General features: G+C 66.6%; 15 protein-coding genes. 7 read left to right on the top strand and 8 right to left on the bottom strand.

Annotation, left to right across the window (positions count from 1 at the left end):
* Positions 1-116: 116 nt before the first annotated feature.
* On the top strand, positions 117-2,528 hold the full coding sequence (locus L880_RS0100635) for a flavin-containing monooxygenase (protein WP_027474019.1): 2,412 nt from the start codon (positions 117-119) through the stop codon (positions 2,526-2,528).
* A gap of 64 nt (positions 2,529-2,592) precedes the next feature.
* Here the strand turns inward: L880_RS0100635 and L880_RS0100630 are convergent, their stop codons facing one another.
* On the bottom strand, positions 2,593-3,273 hold the full coding sequence (locus L880_RS0100630) for a hypothetical protein (protein ID WP_027474018.1): 681 nt from the start codon (positions 3,271-3,273) through the stop codon (positions 2,593-2,595).
* 571 nt (positions 3,274-3,844) lie between these two features.
* Between L880_RS0100630 and L880_RS0100620 the strand changes: the two genes are divergently transcribed.
* Genes L880_RS0100620 through L880_RS0100605 form a run of 4 tightly spaced genes read left to right on the top strand, consistent with a single transcriptional unit; the run spans position 3,845 to position 7,822 of the window.
* Positions 3,845-4,093: a hypothetical protein gene (locus L880_RS0100620; RefSeq protein WP_157462521.1), complete on the top strand. Its 249-nt coding sequence runs from the start codon at positions 3,845-3,847 to the stop codon at positions 4,091-4,093.
* Between the two features lie 39 nt (positions 4,094-4,132).
* Entirely contained in the window at positions 4,133-4,621 is a 489-nt protein-coding gene (locus L880_RS31090; RefSeq protein ID WP_051442921.1) for a hypothetical protein, read from the top strand.
* A gap of 50 nt (positions 4,622-4,671) precedes the next feature.
* A complete protein-coding gene (locus L880_RS0100610; protein WP_084460861.1) occupies positions 4,672-6,420 on the top strand; it encodes a DUF1800 domain-containing protein in 1,749 nt (582 codons plus the stop codon).
* A gap of 7 nt (positions 6,421-6,427) precedes the next feature.
* On the top strand, positions 6,428-7,822 hold the full coding sequence (locus L880_RS0100605) for a DUF1501 domain-containing protein (RefSeq protein WP_027474015.1): 1,395 nt from the start codon (positions 6,428-6,430) through the stop codon (positions 7,820-7,822).
* Between the two features lie 33 nt (positions 7,823-7,855).
* Here the strand turns inward: L880_RS0100605 and L880_RS0100600 are convergent, their stop codons facing one another.
* The 6 genes from L880_RS0100600 to L880_RS0100575 form a co-directional block, all read right to left on the bottom strand.
* Positions 7,856-8,857 carry a response regulator gene (locus tag L880_RS0100600; RefSeq protein WP_027474014.1) on the bottom strand — a complete coding sequence of 334 codons (1,002 nt, stop codon included), beginning with the start codon at positions 8,855-8,857 and terminating at the stop codon, positions 7,856-7,858.
* Positions 8,854-12,537, bottom strand: coding sequence for an MHYT domain-containing protein (locus L880_RS0100595; RefSeq protein WP_027474013.1), 3,684 nt, complete (start codon positions 12,535-12,537; stop codon positions 8,854-8,856). Before L880_RS0100595 ends, L880_RS0100600 begins: the two co-directional genes overlap by 4 nt.
* A 262-nt stretch (positions 12,538-12,799) precedes the next feature.
* Complete coding sequence (locus tag L880_RS31085) at positions 12,800-13,666, bottom strand: alpha/beta fold hydrolase (protein WP_084460946.1); 867 nt, start codon at positions 13,664-13,666, stop codon at positions 12,800-12,802.
* A gap of 11 nt (positions 13,667-13,677) precedes the next feature.
* Positions 13,678-13,989 carry a YciI family protein gene (locus tag L880_RS0100585; RefSeq protein WP_027474012.1) on the bottom strand — a complete coding sequence of 104 codons (312 nt, stop codon included), beginning with the start codon at positions 13,987-13,989 and terminating at the stop codon, positions 13,678-13,680.
* A 38-nt stretch (positions 13,990-14,027) separates the two neighbouring features.
* Positions 14,028-14,651 carry an FMN-dependent NADH-azoreductase gene (locus L880_RS0100580; RefSeq protein ID WP_027474011.1) on the bottom strand — a complete coding sequence of 208 codons (624 nt, stop codon included), beginning with the start codon at positions 14,649-14,651 and terminating at the stop codon, positions 14,028-14,030.
* 47 nt (positions 14,652-14,698) lie between these two features.
* The gene (locus L880_RS0100575; RefSeq protein ID WP_157462520.1) at positions 14,699-15,604 is read right to left on the bottom strand and encodes an MBL fold metallo-hydrolase; all 906 of its coding nucleotides are present in this window, start codon (positions 15,602-15,604) and stop codon (positions 14,699-14,701) included.
* A 100-nt stretch (positions 15,605-15,704) separates the two neighbouring features.
* Here L880_RS0100575 and L880_RS31080 point away from each other — a divergent pair, with 100 nt between their 5' ends.
* A complete protein-coding gene (locus tag L880_RS31080; protein WP_051442920.1) occupies positions 15,705-16,625 on the top strand; it encodes a LysR family transcriptional regulator in 921 nt (306 codons plus the stop codon).
* An 80-nt stretch (positions 16,626-16,705) separates the two neighbouring features.
* Here the strand turns inward: L880_RS31080 and L880_RS0100565 are convergent, their stop codons facing one another.
* Positions 16,706-17,707 (bottom strand): LacI family DNA-binding transcriptional regulator, encoded by a 1,002-nt coding sequence (locus L880_RS0100565; RefSeq protein ID WP_027474009.1) that lies wholly within the window; start codon positions 17,705-17,707, stop codon positions 16,706-16,708.
* A 115-nt stretch (positions 17,708-17,822) separates the two neighbouring features.
* Between L880_RS0100565 and L880_RS0100560 the strand changes: the two genes are divergently transcribed.
* The gene (locus L880_RS0100560; protein ID WP_027474008.1) at positions 17,823-18,944 is read left to right on the top strand and encodes an L-talarate/galactarate dehydratase; all 1,122 of its coding nucleotides are present in this window, start codon (positions 17,823-17,825) and stop codon (positions 18,942-18,944) included.
* The last annotated feature ends 29 nt before the right edge of the window (positions 18,945-18,973 follow it).

The following is an 18,973-nucleotide window of genomic DNA, read 5'->3' as shown; positions in this document are numbered from 1 at the left end:
CCGAAGGAAGCATGGGCATTTGCCGGGTTGACGCCGAACATGGCGCCACCTTGGAGGCACATCGAAGCCCCATGGGCACGCCGCACCGCCAACAACAAAGCCCCCGGAGACACACCATGACCTCGCCTGACAGCCGCAGCACGCCCCCTCTTTCCGCCCTCATCATCGGCACCGGCTTTGCCGGCCTGGGGATGGCCATCGCCCTGCGCAAGGCGGGGATCCACGACTTTCTGATCGTGGAGAAGTCTCAGGACGTGGGCGGCGTGTGGCGTGACAACGCCTACCCAGGTGCGGCCTGCGATGTGCCCTCGCACCTGTACTCGTTCTCTTTCGAGCCCAACCCCCATTGGTCACGCGTGTTCGCGCCCCAGGCCGAGATCCATGCCTATCTGCGGCACTGCGCCACCCGGTACGAGCTGCATCCACACATCCGCTTTGGCTGCGAAGTAGCCTCGGCCACCTATGACGAAGGGGCTTGCCTGTGGCGGGTCACCCTGACCGATGGCCGGGTCTTCGACTGCACATGGCTCATCAGCGGCACCGGCCAGCTGAGCCGCCCGGCCCTGCCGGCGCTGGAGGGCATGGCGAGCTTCAAGGGGCCCAGCTTTCACTCAGCGCACTGGGACCACGCCGTGTCGCTGGCGGGCCGACGCGTGGCCGTGGTGGGCACGGGGGCCTCGGCCATCCAGTTCGTGCCGGCCATCGCGCCACAGGCAGGCAGCTTGCATGTGTTCCAGCGCTCACCGGCGTACATGATGCCCAGGCCGGACCGGCCCTACAGCCCCCTCGAAAAGCAGTTGTTCCGCCTGCTTCCCGGAGCGGCAGCGTTGCACCGGGCCTGGATCTACCTGAAGTACGAGTCGCGGGCCCTGGCGTTCACGCGCTTCAAGGGCTTGATGAAGGGGGCCGTGGGCGCGCCCTTCCAGCGCATGCTGATGGCCCAGGTGCCTCAGGCCGATCTGCGCCAGCAACTGACGCCTGACTACCCCATCGGGTGCAAACGCATCCTGCTGAGCAGCGAGTACCTGGCCACCATGGCCCGACCCAACGTCAAGCTGCACACCACAGGCATCCGGCGCGTGCACCCGGACAGCATCGAGACCCTGGACGGCCAGCGCCACCCGGTCGATGTGATCGTGTACGGCACCGGCTTTGCCGCGACCCAGTTCCTGTCGCCCATGCGCATCACCGGCAAGGCCGGCCTGGACCTGAACGAGGCCTGGCGCGACGGCGCGGCGGCCTACCTGGGGATGACGGTGGCCGGGTTCCCCAACTTCTTCATGCTGTATGGGCCCAACACCAACCTGGGCCACAACTCGATCGTCTACATGATCGAGAGCCAGATCGCCCATGTGATGCGCTGCATCCGCGCCGCGCGGCGTGTGGGGGCCGCCGCCATCGAGGTGGATGCCCGCCGCTACCGCGCGCATGCCCTGCAGATGCGGGAGGCCCTGCGTCGCACGGTGTGGAACGGCTGCACCACCTGGTACACCGATGCCAACGGCCACAGCACCACCAACTGGCCCGGCTTCACCTTCACCTACCGCTGGCAGACGCGCCATTCCAGCCTGGGGGCCTACCGCTTCGAACGGCCACGCGGCCCCGGCCTGGGTGTGGCCGTGGCGCCCCCGCAAAGCGCTGTCGAAAGCCTCCAGGCCCACTTGCTGCGGAAGTTCTTGCAGCTCAGCTTCCGCACCCTGATCGGCCCGCCTTTTGGGCCCAAGGTGCAGCGCGGCGTGGTGGCCCTGTTGTCGCCCCTCATGCCGGGCGTGGGTGGGGTGCTGAGCGAGCGGCACACCTTGGGCGGGGTACCCACCCAGGTGTTGGCGCCCCAAAGGGATGACAGGGGCACCGCAGTGCTGTACCTGCACGGCGGGGCCTTTTGCCTGGGCGGCCCGACAAGCCACCGCAGTATCACCACCCGCCTGGCACGCGATGGCGGCTTCACCGTTCATGTGCCGGACTATCGCCTGGCGCCTGAGCATCCCCACCCTGCCCCGCTCGAGGACGCGCTTGCCGCTTACGAGGGCTTGCTTCAGCAGGGTTGGCCGGCCCAGCGCATCGTGCTGGCGGGCGACTCGGCCGGCGGTGCCCTGGCGCTGTCACTGGCACAGGCCTTGAAGCAACGCGGCCAACCGCTGCCTGCGGCCATGCTGCTCATCTCGCCCGTGGTCGACGCCACGCTGGCCACCGCCAAGGCGGCCGCCCCGCACGTGCACGACCCCATGCTGAGAATGGGCTGGCTGGAACAGGGCTTGCGCTGGCATGGCGCGCCCCCCGCGGCGCCGAGCGTGGACGACCTGGCCGGGCTGCCGCCCCTGCTGCTGCAGGTCGGCGATCAGGAACTGCTGTTGGCGGATGCCGAACTGCTGGCCAGGCGCGCCCAAGCCGCTGGCGTGGCGTGCACCCTGGAGGTCTACCAGGGGCGCTGGCATGTGTTCCATCTGCAGGCCGCCTACCTGGCTTCTGCACGGGCCGCCTTGCAGAGCATGATCCGGTTTGCCCAGGCCCATGACCAGGCGTGCTGAGCCAGCAACCCTTTGGCGGGGGACGCTTTGGAGGCGAAGGCCGAGGTCGTGAGCCCTGCCGCGATCAAGCGCTGGCCAGCAGCTGACTGAGCCCCTGCTGCTGCAGGGTCTGGTAGAGCGATAGCGCCTGTTGGGTGGCGTTGAGGGTGGTGCTGGCGGGGGTGGTCGAAGTGGAATCCGATGAGGAGTCCGACCCCGACGACGTGCTGCTGCCCGCATCGCTGCGGCCAGCCAGGCCCAGATCGCTCAGCGAGCGCTGGTTCTGGTACTGGGTGGAGAGATCGGCTAGGCTGCTCAGCAAGCTGCCGGAATCGACCCCCAGCGAGCCGAGCAAGGTGGAGGTGCCCGCCAGATCGGTGTTCTGCACGGACAGGTTGGTGCTGTTGGACAGGCCCAGCGCCGCGCTGGCCACGTCTGCCAGCGCCTGGCCGCCACTGTTGCTGCCCTGGCCCGAAGCCTGGAGAGCCAGCGCATCGAGCTGTTGCAGGGCCTGCGGCAGATCCGCCCCCGCGCCGGTGGCGCTGCCCAGCAAGGTGGCGTTGTCTTGCAAAGCCAGGGCCTGGTCGGAAATCTGCACCACCGTGCTGGACGTGCCGCCAGACGTGGCCGAGCCGCCCGAAGCGGCGGTGCTGCCGCTGTTGGCTTTGGCCAAGGTCAGCAAGCCCGACTGGTACAGGGACTGCAGGTAGGGCAGCTGGCTGGTGGCGCTTGAAGAGGCTGACGACAGGGTCGTGGTGGCGTGCAAAAGACCGGCCTGCGCCAGGGCAGCACAGGTGGCTTGTTCAGCCTAGCCGAGCGGGCCAGCGTTTTCCAGCAACTTTACGCAAACCAAGGCCGCCGCCTTCAACCGCGGCTCAAACCCGCGAGCGATCGAGCGAATGCGTGCGGTGCCTGCACCGATCTGCCGGGGCCGCTCACGAAGCGGCTACTTTCTGCGAGATCTCAAAAACCTGTTGATGAACTTGCCCAAGGCGACCCCACCAAGCGCGAGCAGGGCCGTGATCAGGACCACGGTCATGGCGCTGACCCTCCTGGTCTTTGGCCGGGGTTTGGACGCCTCCTCCTCTGGAAACAGTTGGGATGGAATGGTGTCTGGATGCACTGTTCAGCCTTCCGATGCGTCACGTGCCGTGCTGGGCTTGAGCCACTGGGCAACGTTGATAAAACGAAGACTCCCTGGGTGAAATACGACGGCACGCCTTCCGCACAAAGGAGTGCATGCGTGCCGGGTTTATAGCGCATCGGCAGCTGGTCAGCACCTGGTCAGTAAACGAAAAGTAACGTATCGGCTACAAACCCTGTCGGCCCCCTCTGCCATGAAATTGCCCGCTCAACCCCTGTTCAGCGATTCGGACATTGCCCGCGAAACACGCTCTGGCGAGCTGGCCCCGCTGGAAATTCATGGGCGATACACGGCGCATGGCGTGGGGCCTGGGCAGCGCCGAACCCAAGCCCAAGCGGGCCTGCGGGCGCGGGTGAAGCGGCTCTGGCAGCGCTTGACCCAGGGCTCGACCCAGCGCTCGACCCAGGGATTGACCCACGACTCGACCCAGGGCTTGCCCTGAAGCCCCCCACCCCAGCCAAACCAATCCCAAGGAGACACGATGCATAAACTGCACTACAGCCTCTTGCTCACCCTGCCCCTGATGGCCTGTGCCGTCCAGACTGTTCCAGCCCAGCCGGCGCCTCAGTTCACGCGGGTGCAGTACCGCGCCGAGCACCCGGCCTACCTGCATGCCCTGAGCGATCTTCGCGCAGCGCGCTGGTTGCTTTCGCACCGCCCGGGCGACTTGCGGGTGACGGTGGATGAGGAAGCCGCGGTTGACCGCATCAACGAAGGCATCAACGAGATCAAGCGTGCCGCCTTCGATGACGGCAAGAACCTGGACGACCATCCCCCCGTGGACCAACGCCTGGACGGTCGTGGGCGACTGAACCGGGCCATGGAGCTGCTGCGCAAGGCGCGCAATGACATCGCCCGTGAAGAAGACTATGCCGATGTCCGTGGGCTGCGCGATCGCGCCATCCGCCATATCGATGAGGCCATCCATGCCACCGATCTGGCCCTGCGTGACGCCAGCCGCAGCCTGTAAAAGCAGGCGCCAGCCGGCCCCCTCGGCATCGATTCATGAAAGGAACAGCCATGCTGACTGATCACGAAACCCCGTCGGTGGCCGACGCAGGCCGTTTGCCGCCGGCCCCCCCGGGGGCGCACCCCGAACGCCGCATGGGCGCGCTGGCCGGATCGGCTGCCCTGCTGGCAAGCCTGACGGCCTGCGGCGGTGGTGAGGGGCCTGCAGGGCTGGTGAACTCGGCCGTTGGCAGCAAAAGCGCGGCGGTGGACGCGGCGACTGCGGGCACCAGCGTGAGCGATGCGGGCCGGTTCCTGAGCCAGGCCACCTTGGGTTACAGCCGTGCCGACCTGAACGCGCTCATGGCCAGCAACTATGCCGACTGGATCACGGCACAGTTCAATGCACCGACCAGTCAGGGCCACTGTGACTGGCTCAAGGCCAACGGCTATGCCGACACCAGCTTCATCAACAGCACCGCCGGGCTGGACAACAGCCTGTGGCGCAAATTCATCAGCTCGGCCGATCCGCTGCGGCAACGCATGGTGTTGGCTCTGTCTGAGATCTGCGTGGTGTCGGTGCTGGGCGTCAATGCGCAGTGGCGGCAGTTTTCGGTGGGCCACTACCTGGACATCCTGGAGGCCCATGCCTTTGGCAACTACCGCCAGTTGCTGCAACAGATCACCCTGAGCCCGGCCATGGGCTACTACCTGACCTACCGGGGCAACCTCAAGGCCAACCCGACGACGGGCAGCGAACCCGATGAGAACTATGCCCGCGAACTGATGCAGCTCTTCACCATCGGCTTGTATCAACTCAACGCCGACGGCAGCATCAAAACCGGCAGCAACGGTGCCGGCCTGGAGACCTACCACCAAGCCGATGTCAGCGGGCTGGCCCGGGTATTCACGGGCTGGAACGTGGATGTCTCGGGCCTGACAGCGCCTTACCCACCGGACTACCAGATGCGCGAAATGGTGAACCGCGCCAGCAATTACGAAACAGGGAGCAAGGTCTTTTTGGGCACCACCATCGCGGCCGGCACCCCTGCCCTGGATGCACTCAACACGGCGCTGGACACCCTGTTCAACCACCCCAACCTGCCGCCCTTCATAGGCCGGCAATTGATCCAGCGCCTGGTGACCAGCAACCCCAGTGCGGCCTATGTCTCACGGGTTGCCGCTGCCTTCGCCAACAATGGCGCTGGCGTCCGGGGTGATCTGAAAGCGGTGCTGCGGGCGATCCTGTTGGACACCGAAGCGCGCGATGCCAAACTGGCGGCCAGCCCCAGCTATGGCAAGTTGCGCGAGCCTGTGGTCCGGTTCCTGAACTGGGCACGCGCTTACAACGCCACCTCACCCTCTGGCAAATGGGCCATCGGCGACACCTCGGACCCGGCCACCCGACTGGGCCAGAGCCCCATGCGTTCGGGCTCGGTGTTCAACTTCTTCCGCCCTGGCTATGTTCCGCCTGGGACCGCGTTGGCCAGCCAGAGCCTGTTCGGGCCAGAGTTCCAGATCACCAACGAATCCTCCGTCGCAGGCTATGTGAACTGGATGCAGCGCGTGGTGGCCGGCAGCGGTGCCGGCGATCTGAGTGCCGACTACAGCACCTTGCTGCCCCTGGCCAGCGACCCCTTGGCCCTGCTCACGGAGATCAACCAGGTGCTGGCAGGCAGCCAGGTGTCGGCGGCCACCTTGAACCTGATCCAGAGCGCGGTTGCCACCATCCCTGCGGCCACGTCGGCAGGGCAACTCAGGCGTGTCGAAGCGGCCCTGACCCTGGTGTTGGCCAGCCCCGAGTACATCACTCAAAAGTGAGGACGCCATGCATCACTTCCCGAACATCCAGCCCGACAATGCCTCACGCCGGGCGTTCTTGAAACGCGGCGCCGCCCTGTCTTTGGCGGGCAGCGCCACGCCCTTCGCACTGAGCCTGGCCGCCATGGGCGAAGCGGCGGCGGCCAACGCGACTGACTACAAGGCCCTGGTCTGCGTCTTCCTGTACGGGGGCAACGACTACGCCAACACCTTGGTGCCCTATGACGCACCCAGCTACGCCGCCCAGCTTCAGTACCGCAGCAACCTGGCCATTGACCGCAACAGCCTGACCCCCTTGCTGCTGAACCCCGCAACCGCCCTGCCCGATGGCCGGCAATACGCGCTGGCGCCTGGCCTGGATCCGCTGCTGCCCCTGTTCAACGCCGGAAAAATGGGCGTGCTGCTCAATGTGGGCACCCTGGTACAGCCCACCACCAAGGCCCAATACAGCGCCGGCTCGGTGCCCCTGCCGCCCAAGCTTTTCTCGCACAACGACCAGCAGTCGTTCTGGCAGTCGGAGTCACCCGAGGGGGCCGCCTCGGGCTGGGGCGGCCGCATCGGAGACCTGTTTGCCGCTGGCAATGGCAACGCAACGTTCACGGCAATCAGTGTCGCAGGCAATGCGGTCTACCTCTCGGGCAAGACGGCCGTGCAATACCAGATGACCCCCACCGGCTCGGTGCCTGTGGCCGGCTTGCAGTCGCCCCTGTTCGGCTCTGCCGCCTGCAGCAGTGCCTTGAACCAACTCATGACCGCCACCCGAGTCAATCTGTTTGAAAACGAATATGCCCGCGTCAGTGCCCGCTCCATTTCAGCCAACACCCAGGTCAGTTCGGCCCTGAGCAGCGTGAGCCTGACCACACCGTTCCCCACCAACAACAACCTCGGGGACCAACTCAAGATGGTGGCCCGGCTGATTGCCGCCCGATCCAGCCTCGGAGCCAAGAGGCAGGTGTTTTTCGTCTCCATCAGTGGCTTTGATACCCACGACAGCCTGCTTGCCGTCCACCCCGGCTTGATGAAAACCGTGGGCGATGCGATGGGCGCCTTTCACCAAGCCACCGTCGAGCTGGGGGTGTCAAGCCAGGTGACGGCCTTCACGGCCTCCGACTTCGGCCGGACCCTGGTCAGCAACAACGATGGATCGGACCATGGCTGGGGCAGCATGCACTTCGTGGTGGGCGATGCGGTCAAGGGGCAGCGCTTTGTCGGCACCGCCCCCGTGATCGCCAACAACGGCCCCGACGATGTGGGCCAGGGCCGGCTGCTGCCATCGACCGCCGTTGACCAGTACGCCGCCACCTTGGCGACCTGGTTCGGTGTGTCCGCCACCGACCTGGCCAGCGTTCTGCCCAACATCGCCCACTACAGCACCCGCGACCTGGGCTTCATGGCTGTGTGACGGGACTGGGCTTGAAGCCTGCGCAGTGAGCTGCTACTCCGGCCACTGCTCCTTCACCTTCAGCACCTCGGGCAGCAGTTCGATGAACAACTGCACCAGCGCCGGATCGAAGTGCCGGCCGGCCTCGTTCTGCAGCAGCTCGATGGCCCGCTCCACCGGCCAGGCCGCCTTGTAGGGGCGCGCGTTGGTCAGGGCATCGAACACATCAGCAATCGCCACGATGCGCCCCTCCAGGGCGATGTCCTCCCCTTGCAGGCCATGCGGGTAGCCGCTGCCGTCCCACTTCTCGTGGTGGCTCAGGGCCACACGGCGGGCCATCTGCAGCAGGCTGGAGGCGTGCTCGCCGATGATGGCTGCGCCCATCTCGGGGTGGCGACGCATGATCTGCCACTGCTCGGCATCGAGCGGCCCGTTCTTGAGCAGCACCGCATCGGGGATGCCGATCTTGCCCACATCGTGCATGGCTGCGGCGTGCAGCAACTCGTCCGCGTCTTCCGGCGTGAAGCCCAGGGCCAGGGCCATGAGGCGGGCGTAATGGCTCATGCGGATCACGTGGCGGCCGGTCTCGTTGTCTTTGTACTCGGCCGCGCGCCCCAGGCGCTGCACGATCTCGAGCCGGCTTTGCTTGAGGTCTTCCACCCGCACCAGGGACAGGTGGGTGCGCACCCGGGCCCGCACGATGGGCGGGCTGACCGGCTTGGTGACATAGTCGACCGCGCCGGCCTCGAAGCCTTCGGCCTCATGGCTTTCGTCGGCCAGCGCCGTGACAAAGATCACCGGGATGGCGGCGGTGCCGGGCTGGGCCTTGAGCTGGCGGCACACCTCCAGGCCGCTCAGCCCAGGCATCATCACATCGAGCAGGATCAGCTGGGGCTGCTCTTGCGCCGCCAGCTGCAGGGCTTTTTCGCCGTCGCGGGCGAACAGCAGGCGGTAGTCGGCCTGCAGGATCTGCTTGAGCACCTGCAGGTTGGTGGGCTCGTCGTCCACCAGCAGCAGGCGGGGGCGGCGATCGGGCAAGGGGCAGGCTGAGTTCATGGCTGGGCTCCGGGTTCGGAGAGGGGCTGTTGCTGCAGCAAGGCCTCGACCAGGCCCAGGGCCCGGTCGAAGTCAAAGCTGTCCACCGCGGCCTGCAAGGCCTCACAGGTGTCGGCGCTCACGGCAGCGCACACGCGCCGCAGGGTCTCTTCGGCCAGTTCGCCGCGTTGCAGGTGTTGTTGCAGGGTGCGCAGATCGTCAGCTTTCAAGGCGGTTGCAGCGGGCTGCGAGGCAGCTGCCGTGACCGAGGCCTGGGGCAGGCGATCGAGCAACGCCTGCATCTCGGCGCGCAGGGCAGCCCAGTGTGCATGGGGCTGAGCCGCAACGCCCTGCTCCAGTTCGGCGGCCAGGGCCTGCAGCCGGGGCAGGGCCAGGTTGGCCGCGGCGCCATGCAGGCGGTGTGCGGTGGCCCGCTGGGCTGGTTCATCGCCGGGTGGGCCCTCAGGGGGCAGGCCCTGCAGGGCCTCGGTCAGAAACTGTCGGATGCGGGTCTGCAGGGTCTGCACATCGCCCCACATCTCGGCGCCACGCACCCAGTCCACGCCTTCGTTCCGGTCAGGGCTGGCATCGGTGCCGCCATTCGACGACGGCCCCCCCTCCAAGCTGGCAGCGTGGACCAACCCGGTGACGCGCGCGATCTCGGCCAGCAGGCGTGGCAGCTCGACCGGCTTCACGGCAAAGCCGTTCATGCCCGCGTCCTGGGTGGCGCGCCGGTCTTCCTCCAGCACGCTGGCGGTGAGGGCCACCACAGGCACGGGGGGGCGCCCGGTCTGGCGCTCCCACTGGCGCAGGCGCCGGGTGGCGGCGAGGCCATCGAGCAAGGGCATCTGCACGTCCATGAGGATCACATCAAAGGCCTGGCTTTGCGCCAGGGCCAGCGCCTGTTCGCCGTCGGAGGCGGTGGCCAATTGATGCCCCAGACGGCCCAGGCGCAGGGTGAGCAGCTCCAGGTTCTGGGCCACGTCGTCAGCCACCAGGATGCGCAGCGGCGGCAGACTCAGGCCGGCGGCCGCATCGGCCGCATCGGCCGCTTGCGCCGGCGGCTGGCCCAGCGGCAGTGGCACCTGCACGGTGAAGGTGCTGCCCTGCCCCAGCGCGCTGCTGACGCTGATCTCGCCCCCCATGAGTTGCACCAGCTGGCGGGCAATGGTGGTGCCCAGGCCGGTGCCGCCAAAGCGGCGGGTCATGGAAGCGTCGGCCTGCGAGAAGGGATCAAAAATGCGCTCCAGCCGGTCGGCCGGGATGCCGATGCCCGTGTCGACCACGTCCACGCGCAGGGTCTGGCCCTGGTGGCGCACCACCAGGCGCACCTGGCCCTGCTCGGTGAACTTGATGGCGTTGCCCAGCAGGTTGAGCAGCACCTGCTGCAGGCGCAGCGCATCGCCCAGAAAGAACTCCGGCAGCTCGTCGGGGTAATCGAGGGCCAGGCCCAGACCTTTGGCGGCCGCCCCCAGGCGCAGCGTGGCCAGCAGGTCACGGCACAGCTCGCGCAAGGAGAAATCGCGCGGCTCCAGCACCACCGAACCGTGCTCCATCTTGGCGGTGTCGAGGATGTCGTTGAGCAGCCCCAGCAGGGACCGCGCCGAGCGGTTGATGGTGTTGAGGTGCTGGCGCTGTGCCTCGCTGAGTTCGGACTCGAGCACCACCTCGGTGAAGCCGATGATGGCGTTCATGGGCGTGCGGATCTCGTGGCTCATGTTGGCCAGGAAGGTGCTCTTGCTGGCAGCCGCCTGCTCGGCCTTGTCCTTGGCCAGGCGCAGGTCCAGCTCCATGGCGTGGCGCTCGCTCAGGTCGTTGACGAACTTGATGATGCGCCGTGGCGCCCCGTCGGCATCCAGGATGGGGTTGTAGGTGGCGTGGATCCAGATGTCCTTGCGGTGCTTGCCCAGGCGGTGGTATTCGCCACTGCGGAACTCGCCCCGCCGCAGGGCCTGCCAATGGGCCTGGTACTCGGTGCTGTCCACCTCTTCGGGCAGGCACAGCAGGCGGTGGTGCTGCCCGATCAATTCGTGCGACTCATAGCCCACCAGCTGCAGAAATTTGTCACTGGCGCTGAGGATGCGGCCATCCAGGTCGAACTCGATCACCACCAGAGCCCGGTTGATGGCCTGCACCACGCTTTCGAAGTCGGCATTGCGCAGCTTGGCCTCGGTGATGTCCATCAGGATGCCGTCCACCCAACGCTGGCGGCCTTGCGCATCGCGCACGGCGGCCGAGGTTTCGGACACCCAGTGCTCCGCGCCGCCGCGGCTCAGCACCCGGTACTCCAGAGCGCATGCCCCCGTCCCGGCCAAGGCCTGCTGGCGCAGGCGCTGCACCCGCTCGCGGTCGGCGGGGTGGATCAGGCTCTCCAGTGTCACCTCGCCTGCGGTGAAGGCAGTCACCGGCCAACCTGTCACCCCCTCGGCGGCATCGCTGATGAACACCAGCTCGCCCCAGCCCTTGTCGCGCCGGTAGGCACAGCGGAAGGTGACACCGGGGATGTTGGCAATCAGGCTGCGGTGCTGATGCTCGCTCTCGGCCAGCGCGTTCTCGATGCGCTGGCGCTCGGTGAGGTCGGTCACAAAGGCCACCCAGAGCGACTCTTCGGCGTCGGCGGCCTGGCCCAGGGCCAGCCGGATGGGCAGCAGGCGGCCATCCAGGCGCTGGGCCGTCAGTTCTCGCACGCCCGGCACCAGCCCCGGATGGGTCTGGCCCTCGGCCTGATCACCATCGCCATGCAGGTCGGGCAGCAGCAGCTTGATGGAGCGGCCCGTGAGCTGGGCCGCAGGCGCACCAAAGATCTGCTCGGCCGCCGGGTTGAGCGCCAGGATCACCCCTTGGGGGTTCATGCTGATCACGCCATCCGCCGCCGTGCTCAGGATGGCCTGCAGCCGCGCCTGGCTGCGCGCCAGGTGCCGGTAGACCTGACGGTAGCGCAGCGCTGCATTGACCGCCGCCGTCATGGCGCAAATCAGCAGGGTGATGAGGGCGATGGTGAGCGCCAGGCTGCTGTTTCTGCCCAGATCGGCCACAAAGCCGGGCTCTTCCTGCCCCACAAAGCGGGCTGCCGCCATGGCGGTGTAGTGCATGCCCGAAATCGCCAGGCCCATGACCATGCCGCCCAGTGCCACGGCCTGCCCCGCTGTCAGCCGGCGGCGCCGCGCCAGCTCAAAACGGATCCACAGCGCCAGCACCGCCAACGCCACGGCCACACCCAGCGAGGCCGCAAACCACAGCGGGTCGTAACGCAGCACCGGAGCCATCTCGAGCGCGGCCATGCCGCCGTAATGCATCAGGCCGATGCCCACCCCCACCAAGGCCCCACCCAGCAGCAGTTGCCCTCGCTGGACCTGGCGCCGCGACAGCACCCAAAGCGCCACATAAGAAGCCCCCAGGCTGGGCAGCATCGAGCCGATGGTGATGGCCGGCGAGTAGCGCACCGTGGTGCACAGCTGGAAGGCCAGCATGCCGATGAAGTGCATGGCCCACACCCCGGCGCCCAAAGACAAGGCCCCCGTGCCCAAGGCAATGCGCGCCAGCCCCAACTGGCTGCTGCGCCGCGCAATGCCCGCCAATTGCAAGGCCATGGCCGACGCCAGCATGGCCACCAGCACCGACAGCAACACCAGCCAGGGCTCGTGCTGACCTTGCAAAATACCCGCGTCGGCCGGGCCAAGGTAGAAAAAGGACGAAAGCAAAGCGGGCCCGTTACAAATTCAATTGTTCCATTTTGGCAAATTGCGATGGGTCTGTGGGCCCTGGGGGCACTGCCTTTGAAACCTGGCGATCAATAGCCTGACAGCTGCGGAGGGCAAGACCCGGGGGCCGGACAGCGTGGCCTTGCTGCGTCCTGAAGGGACCGAGGATGGGTAACGGCAGACAGCGGGGTCTCACTGTTCTCTGGCCATTCATGTCAGGCTGGCGGCGGCGGTCGTTAACCCCTCGCCCAGCCCGCCGCCTTCATTTGGCGAATGGCACTGCCATGGGGGCTCGCGCTCGCCGGCCTCTCAGGACATTCGTACTGGTATCGGCCTGTGAATCGACCTGATGGCCGTGACCTGCGGCCTTCTCGATGATCGAGACCACCGCATCCGGATGACTCAACATCGACATGTGGCTGGAGCCCACGCTCTGGGTGGTCGCCCCGATGGCCTTGGCGATGTTGTGCTGCACCGAAGGCGGCAAGGCCTTGTCGTTTTCGGTCAGCAGGTACCAGCTGGGCTTGTTGCGCCACGCGGCCTGGCTGAGCTTGTCGGCCATGGCGCGCACGGCCAGGGGCTGCTGGGTGGCGGCCTGCACGGCGGCCTGGGCAGGTGGCACATCACCGGCCATGACCTGGCGGTAGGCCACGGGGTCGTCAAGCCAGAGCAGGCCGTCCTTGTCGGGCACCATGTCCGGCATGGGCGCAGCGAGGCGGCCCAGCAGGTCGGCCGCAGATTCACCGGCGTCAGGGACCAGGGCCGACAGGTACACCACGCCCTCGACGTTGGGTGCCGTGCCCGCTTCGGTCACCACAGCCCCACCCCAGGAGTGGCCGACCAGGATCACGCCGCCAGGCTGTCTTTCGAGAACACGCCGCGTGGCAGCCACATCGTCAGCCAATGAGGTCAGCGGATTCTGCACCGCGGTCACGTGGTAGCCCTTGCGCTGCAGGCGTGTGATCACGGGCGACCAACTGGAGCCATCGGCAAACGCGCCATGCACGAGCACGATGTTGCGCACCGCCGGCACGCGGTCCTGTGCGTTCGCTGCCTGCGTGGCCAGAGCGGCCACCAGCAAGGCCAGCGCGCAGCCCAGCCGGCGCAAAAGGTGATGTCGATGGAACATGTTGCCCCCGGTCATTGAACGGCCTTGGCGCCCGGCGCCCAGTCCGATGGGAAGGCTTCGCTGCGCAGGGCCGCTTCGAAGCCTTGGACGCGGGGCTCCACCACCTGGTGCACCACAAATGAATCCAGCGCGAGCATGCGGTTGAGTTCTTCGCGGCTGTCGCTGCGCGCCAGCACGAATCCGCCGGTGCGGTCTTCCAGAGGTCCGGCAACAAGGATCTTGCCGGCCCGCGTCTGCTGGGCAAGCCACACACGGTGCGTATCGAGGTGCGCATTCACCTCTTCGATGGGGCGAAGGTAGTTCAGAGTGACAAGGTAGAGCATGTGTTTCTCCTGTGCTTGGTAGGGGGGCAGGCCGAGGCTCAAACGCGCGCGATGCCCGCAATGGTGGCGATGGCGGCATGCGCCGCGCGCAGCGATTGCGCCCTGGCGTCCGGGCCCCTCGAAAGGTTCTCGGCGCGCACAAATTCAATCTGGGTGATGCCGATGAAGTTGAAGACGGTCCGGAGGTAGTCCTCTTGAAAATCCATGCCCATGGCAGGCCCGGAGGAATACGCGCCACCGCGCGTCGATGCCACGATCACGCGCTTGCCCTGGGTCAGGCCCACAGGGCCCGTGGCGGTGTACTGGAAGGTGCGCCCAGGCTGCACGACGCGGTCGATCCAGGCCTTCAACTGGCTGGCCACTGAAAAGTTGTACATCGGCGCGCCCACGACGATGACGTCGCTGGCCAGCAACTCGGCGACCAGCGCCTCCGAGCGGGCATGTTCTGCGCTCACGTCCTGTGACACAGGGCTGCCCGGAACCGGCCTGAAGCCCGCTGCGATGGCCCCATCCAGATGAGGAATCGCTTCGGCGACGAGATCACGGTAGATCACCCGGGAAGCCGGGTGCTCGGCTTGGAGTCTTTGGACGACGCTGGCGCTCAATGCGCGCGAGGCGGAGGCATCCGTCAGGATGCTGGAGTCGATGTGAAGGATTTGCATGGTGGTACCTCAGAAAAACAGGCGGGTGGTGGAAATCACAACAGGGCTCACGGTTTGGCCGGGTAGGCCAAGGGCAGGTAGATGTCGAGCAGCGCTGCACCGCCCAGGTCGGGGTAGGCCTGCAGCAGTTGGGCCTTGTAGTCAGCCCCACCGGTTGCCGATCGGCGAATGCGATCGACGGTGTCGAGATAGGCCAGGTTCCGGCCAATGACCTGCCTGTCAGTCGGCTGCCCGTGGCCGACCAGGAAGGTGGTGTAGCCGCTCTCGGCCTGCAATCCGGTCAGCGCCTTGCGCCAGCCCTCGGTGCTGCCGGGCAGCCACAGATGCACGCCGTTGTAGAGCAGGTCCTGGGCGATGTAGATGCCGAGTTCGGGCAATTTGATCACCAGCGATTCGGCGGCTTCGTGGTCCTGCAGCGTGGCGAATTCGAGGGCGACCCCGTCCACCACCTCACGCCCAGCATGGGCATCGCGGGTGGGCAAGACCAGGTGTTGCGCCACCATCTTCGGGCCCAGCTTGGCGGTCCATTTGGCAATCTGCTCAGGGCCGTCCTTCTCAATATGCTGCCTGACGCCCGGCAGCGCATAGACGGTCACATCAGGGAACGCGTCGCCCATGCCCAGGTAATGGTCCGGGTGTTCATGCGAGATGTAAAAGCGCGTGACTGGCTTGCCCAGTTGGGTGGTGTAGGCCTTGAGGTCGGCCGCAAAAGGAGCAAAGAACTGCCCGTCGACGACAAACAGCTGGCTTTTGAACTCGATGATGTGGCTGGTGACGGAGAACACCGAGCTTGGCGCCACCAGGGTGTGCACGGTCACATCCGGCGTTGACTTGACGACCTGCACAAGGGCACGGGGTCGCTCATTGTCCTGCGCGTGAGCAGGAGCGGACCCGACGATGGCGGCGGTCGATAAGGACGCGATGAGAAGGCCGAGGGCCAGCAGTTTTTTCATGATGGTATGAGCAGAGTGGGTTCGGCCGCTAGGTTCCGCGAATCGGCGATTTGTGTCCAAGACGAAATGTGCGAGAGTTGAGACCTTCAAGGACTCAACCATGCTTGACCTGCGCCAACTCCGCTACTTCATCGCCGTCGCCGAAACCGAGAACGTCGGACGCGCCGCCGAGACGCTTCACATCTCGCAGTCGCCCCTGAGCCGTCAGATCAAGCAGCTGGAAGACCAACTCGGCGTGCTGCTGTTCGAACGCAGCAAGAAGCGCCTGCATCTGACCCAGGAGGGGCAGGACTTCCTGATGGAGGCGCGCGCCTTGATGAACCAAGCCTTGCGGCTCGAAGCCTTTGGCCGTCGCCTGGGGGCCGGTGCCGCAGGGCGCCTGGCGATTGCTTACGTCGAAGGGGCCATGCACGCCAACGTGCTGAGCCCGGCGTTGCAACGGTTCAGGCGCAGCAACCCGAAAGTCGCGCTGTCATTGCTGGCTTCAGGCACCGGCGAGCAGTTTGAGCGCCTGCGCCAGCGCACCCTGGACCTCGGCCTGGTCTATCGGGCCCCTGAAGAGGCGCCCGACCTGAGCAGCGCCGTGGTGATCGACGAGCCGCTGGTGCTGGCCCTGCACAAGGACGATCCGCTGCGCAAGGCCAAGGCCATCCAGCCAGCGCAACTGCATCAACGGCCCTGGATCGCCGTGGTGCGCCAGCCGGTTGACACCGTGCGGGCCAGCTTGCTGTCGGGGCTCCAACGGTCTGGATTCACGCCCGACATCGCCTATGAGGCCTCGGATCCCCTGTCATCGCTGCAACTGGTTGGGGCGGGTCTTGGGCTGGCGGTGGTGCAGGCCAGCCTGGCCACCTCTGCCGCGACACCCGATGTCATCTTCCGCGAGCTGCCGTGGCTGGATCTGCGGGTCAGCGTCCACCTGGTCTGGCGCACGGATGACCAACGGCCGCTGGTGGCCCAATTTCGCAAGGCCGTGCTCGGAGTCAACGCCCGCGCGGGCCTGCTCCACAAGACGGGGTGAGCGGATGCGCTGGCCGTTGGATCCTGCGGCTTTGCACCAAGCCGGCAAGGCCCGTCGATGCAACGCCGCCACCAGGAAGATCAGGCTGCGGTGGATTGCCGTGCCACCACCCTGAAGCCCACGTCCACCCGGGTTTCTGGTGGCCGCTTGCCCCCGCAACGGTCCAGCAGCATCTGAGCCGCCTGGCGTCCGATCAAGGCGCCCTCCACCCGCACCGAGGTGAGTGAGGGGAAGAGGTGTTCCGCAAAGTCGGCATCGCCAAAACCGCACACAGCCAGGTCTTGCGGTATCCGCAGGCCCCTGGCCGCCGCCTCGACCATGACGCCCTGAGCCAGGGCATCCGAGCTGCAATACACCGCTTGCAGGCGCGGCTCTTGCGCCAGCAGGCCTGCCAGGGCTTGGCGGCCGTGGGCCAGACTGCTCGGTGCCGGGTTGACCACTGTGGGCACCGCGTGGCCCACGCGCTCCAGAAACCCGGCCAGGCGGCTCTGTGCCCGGTCGTCGTCGCCTGTGGCCACGGCCAGGCGGGTCAGCCCCCGGGCCAGCAAATGCTCGGCCACCGCCCGCCCCACCTGCTCATGCGAGAAGCCCACCACCATGTCCACCGGGTCGGGCATCAGGTCCCAGGTCTCCACCACGGGCACACCGACGGCACGCAGTTGCCGGCGCGCAGCGGCCGAGCTCAGTTTGCCGATGACGACAAAGCCATCCGGCCGCCGCGCCATCATGGTGGTGATGAGCTTGTCCTCCCGCGCGTGGTCGTAGCCCATCTGGCCCAGGATCAGTTGGTAGCCCTGCTCATCCAGTGCCTCGGTCAAGGCCCGCACGGTGGGCAGGAACTGAGGCACCGAGATGATGGGCACCAGGCCCACCACCGTCATGCTGCGCCTGGACTTCAGGCCGCCGGCGAGCAGGTTGGGGATGTAGCCGGTAGCCGCAACCGCTTGGCGAACCTTCTCCAGCGTTGCGGGTGACACCCGCTCGGGCGTGTTCAAGGCCCGGGACACGGTCATGAACGACACCCCGGCCACCTGGGCGACGTCGTGCAAGGTGTTGGCTTTGGGGGGCTGCGCTAGGGACATGGGCCAATGATCAGGGAAAACCACAGCCCTCCGAAGCGGTGTTAACGATAACATTGCGTTTGGATGGCCGTCGCCATCTTATTTTTTCTGCTTTTTGTTAACGTTAACAAGCACCATGAATTCACGTATCACCGAACTGCAGGTCTCGTCCTGCTACCTCCCCTTGGCCCAACCCATCAGCGACGCCAAGGTGCTGACCGGGCGGCAAAAGCCGATGACCGAAGTGGCCATGCTGTTTGTCGAGATGCAAACCGCCGATGGCCAGCGGGGTCTGGGCCTGAGTTACGCCAAACGGGCCGGTGGGCCCGGCCAGTTTGCCCATGCCTGCGAGGTGGCCCCGGCGCTGCTGGGCGAAGATGCCAACGACATCGGCAAACTGTGGGACAAGCTTTGCTGGGCCGGCGCTTCGGTGGGGCGCAGCGGCATGGCCACCCAGGCCATCGGGGCGTTTGATGTGGCCTTGTGGGACATCAAGGCCCGCCGGGCGAATCTGCCGCTCGCCAAGCTGCTGGGTGCCTACCGCGATTCGGTGCCCTGCTACAACACCTCAGGCGGCTTTTTGCACACCCCGACCGAACAGCTGCTGCTCAATGCCGCCGCCTCCATCGAGCGGGGCATCGGCGGGATCAAGCTCAAGGTCGGCCAACCCGATGGCAAGTTGGACCTGGCGCGTCTGAACGCCGTGCGCTCGCACCTGGGCGACGGTGTGGCCATCATGGTGGACGCCAACCAGCAATGGGACCGCCCGACCGCCCAACGCATGTGCCGTGCGTTCGAGCCCTTCAACCTGGTCTGGATCGAAGAGCCCCTGGACGCCTACGACCACGAAGGCCACGCAGCACTGGCACAGACCTTCGACACGCCGATCGCCACCGGCGAAATGCTCACCAGCGCGGCCGAGCACATGGACCTGATCCGGCACCGTGCGGCCGACTACCTGATGCCCGACGCCCCCCGGCTGGGCGGCATCACGCCTTACCTCAAAGTGGCCGCCCAGGCCGACCACGCCGGCTTGCTGGTGGCGCCGCATTTCGCCATGGAGCTGCACATCCACCTGGCAGCGGCCTACCCCCGCGAAGGCTGGGTGGAGCACTTCGACTGGCTGGAGCCCCTGTTCAACGAACGCATCGAGATCAAGAACGGCCGGATGCTGGTGCCCACCCGCCCAGGCCTGGGCCTCTCGCTGAGTGGCCAGGCCCGCCACTGGACGCGCCAACAGGCTACGTTCACGGCCTGAGGCCGCGCACCAGCGCCCCCATTCAAGGA

Source organism: Curvibacter gracilis ATCC BAA-807 (assembly GCF_000518645.1).
Lineage (GTDB): Bacteria > Pseudomonadota > Gammaproteobacteria > Burkholderiales > Burkholderiaceae_C > Curvibacter > Curvibacter gracilis.
This window is presented reverse-complemented; position numbering and strand designations above follow the sequence as displayed.

Excerpts from the sequence above, each read along its gene's own strand:
- L880_RS0100635 (WP_027474019.1), top strand. The coding sequence starts at position 117 with ATGACCTCGCCTGACAGCCGCAGCACGCCCCCTCTTTCCGCCCTCATC.
- L880_RS0100620 (WP_157462521.1), top strand. The coding sequence starts at position 3,845 with ATGAAATTGCCCGCTCAACCCCTGTTCAGCGATTCGGACATTGCCCGC.
- L880_RS31090 (WP_051442921.1), top strand. The coding sequence starts at position 4,133 with ATGCATAAACTGCACTACAGCCTCTTGCTCACCCTGCCCCTGATGGCC.
- L880_RS0100610 (WP_084460861.1), top strand. The coding sequence starts at position 4,672 with ATGCTGACTGATCACGAAACCCCGTCGGTGGCCGACGCAGGCCGTTTG.
- L880_RS0100605 (WP_027474015.1), top strand. The coding sequence starts at position 6,428 with ATGCATCACTTCCCGAACATCCAGCCCGACAATGCCTCACGCCGGGCG.
- L880_RS0100600 (WP_027474014.1), bottom strand. The coding sequence starts at position 8,857 with ATGAACTCAGCCTGCCCCTTGCCCGATCGCCGCCCCCGCCTGCTGCTG.
- L880_RS31085 (WP_084460946.1), bottom strand. The coding sequence starts at position 13,666 with ATGTTCCATCGACATCACCTTTTGCGCCGGCTGGGCTGCGCGCTGGCC.
- L880_RS0100585 (WP_027474012.1), bottom strand. The coding sequence starts at position 13,989 with ATGCTCTACCTTGTCACTCTGAACTACCTTCGCCCCATCGAAGAGGTG.
- L880_RS0100580 (WP_027474011.1), bottom strand. The coding sequence starts at position 14,651 with ATGCAAATCCTTCACATCGACTCCAGCATCCTGACGGATGCCTCCGCC.
- L880_RS0100575 (WP_157462520.1), bottom strand. The coding sequence starts at position 15,604 with ATGAAAAAACTGCTGGCCCTCGGCCTTCTCATCGCGTCCTTATCGACC.
- L880_RS31080 (WP_051442920.1), top strand. The coding sequence starts at position 15,705 with ATGCTTGACCTGCGCCAACTCCGCTACTTCATCGCCGTCGCCGAAACC.
- L880_RS0100565 (WP_027474009.1), bottom strand. The coding sequence starts at position 17,707 with ATGTCCCTAGCGCAGCCCCCCAAAGCCAACACCTTGCACGACGTCGCC.
- L880_RS0100560 (WP_027474008.1), top strand. The coding sequence starts at position 17,823 with ATGAATTCACGTATCACCGAACTGCAGGTCTCGTCCTGCTACCTCCCC.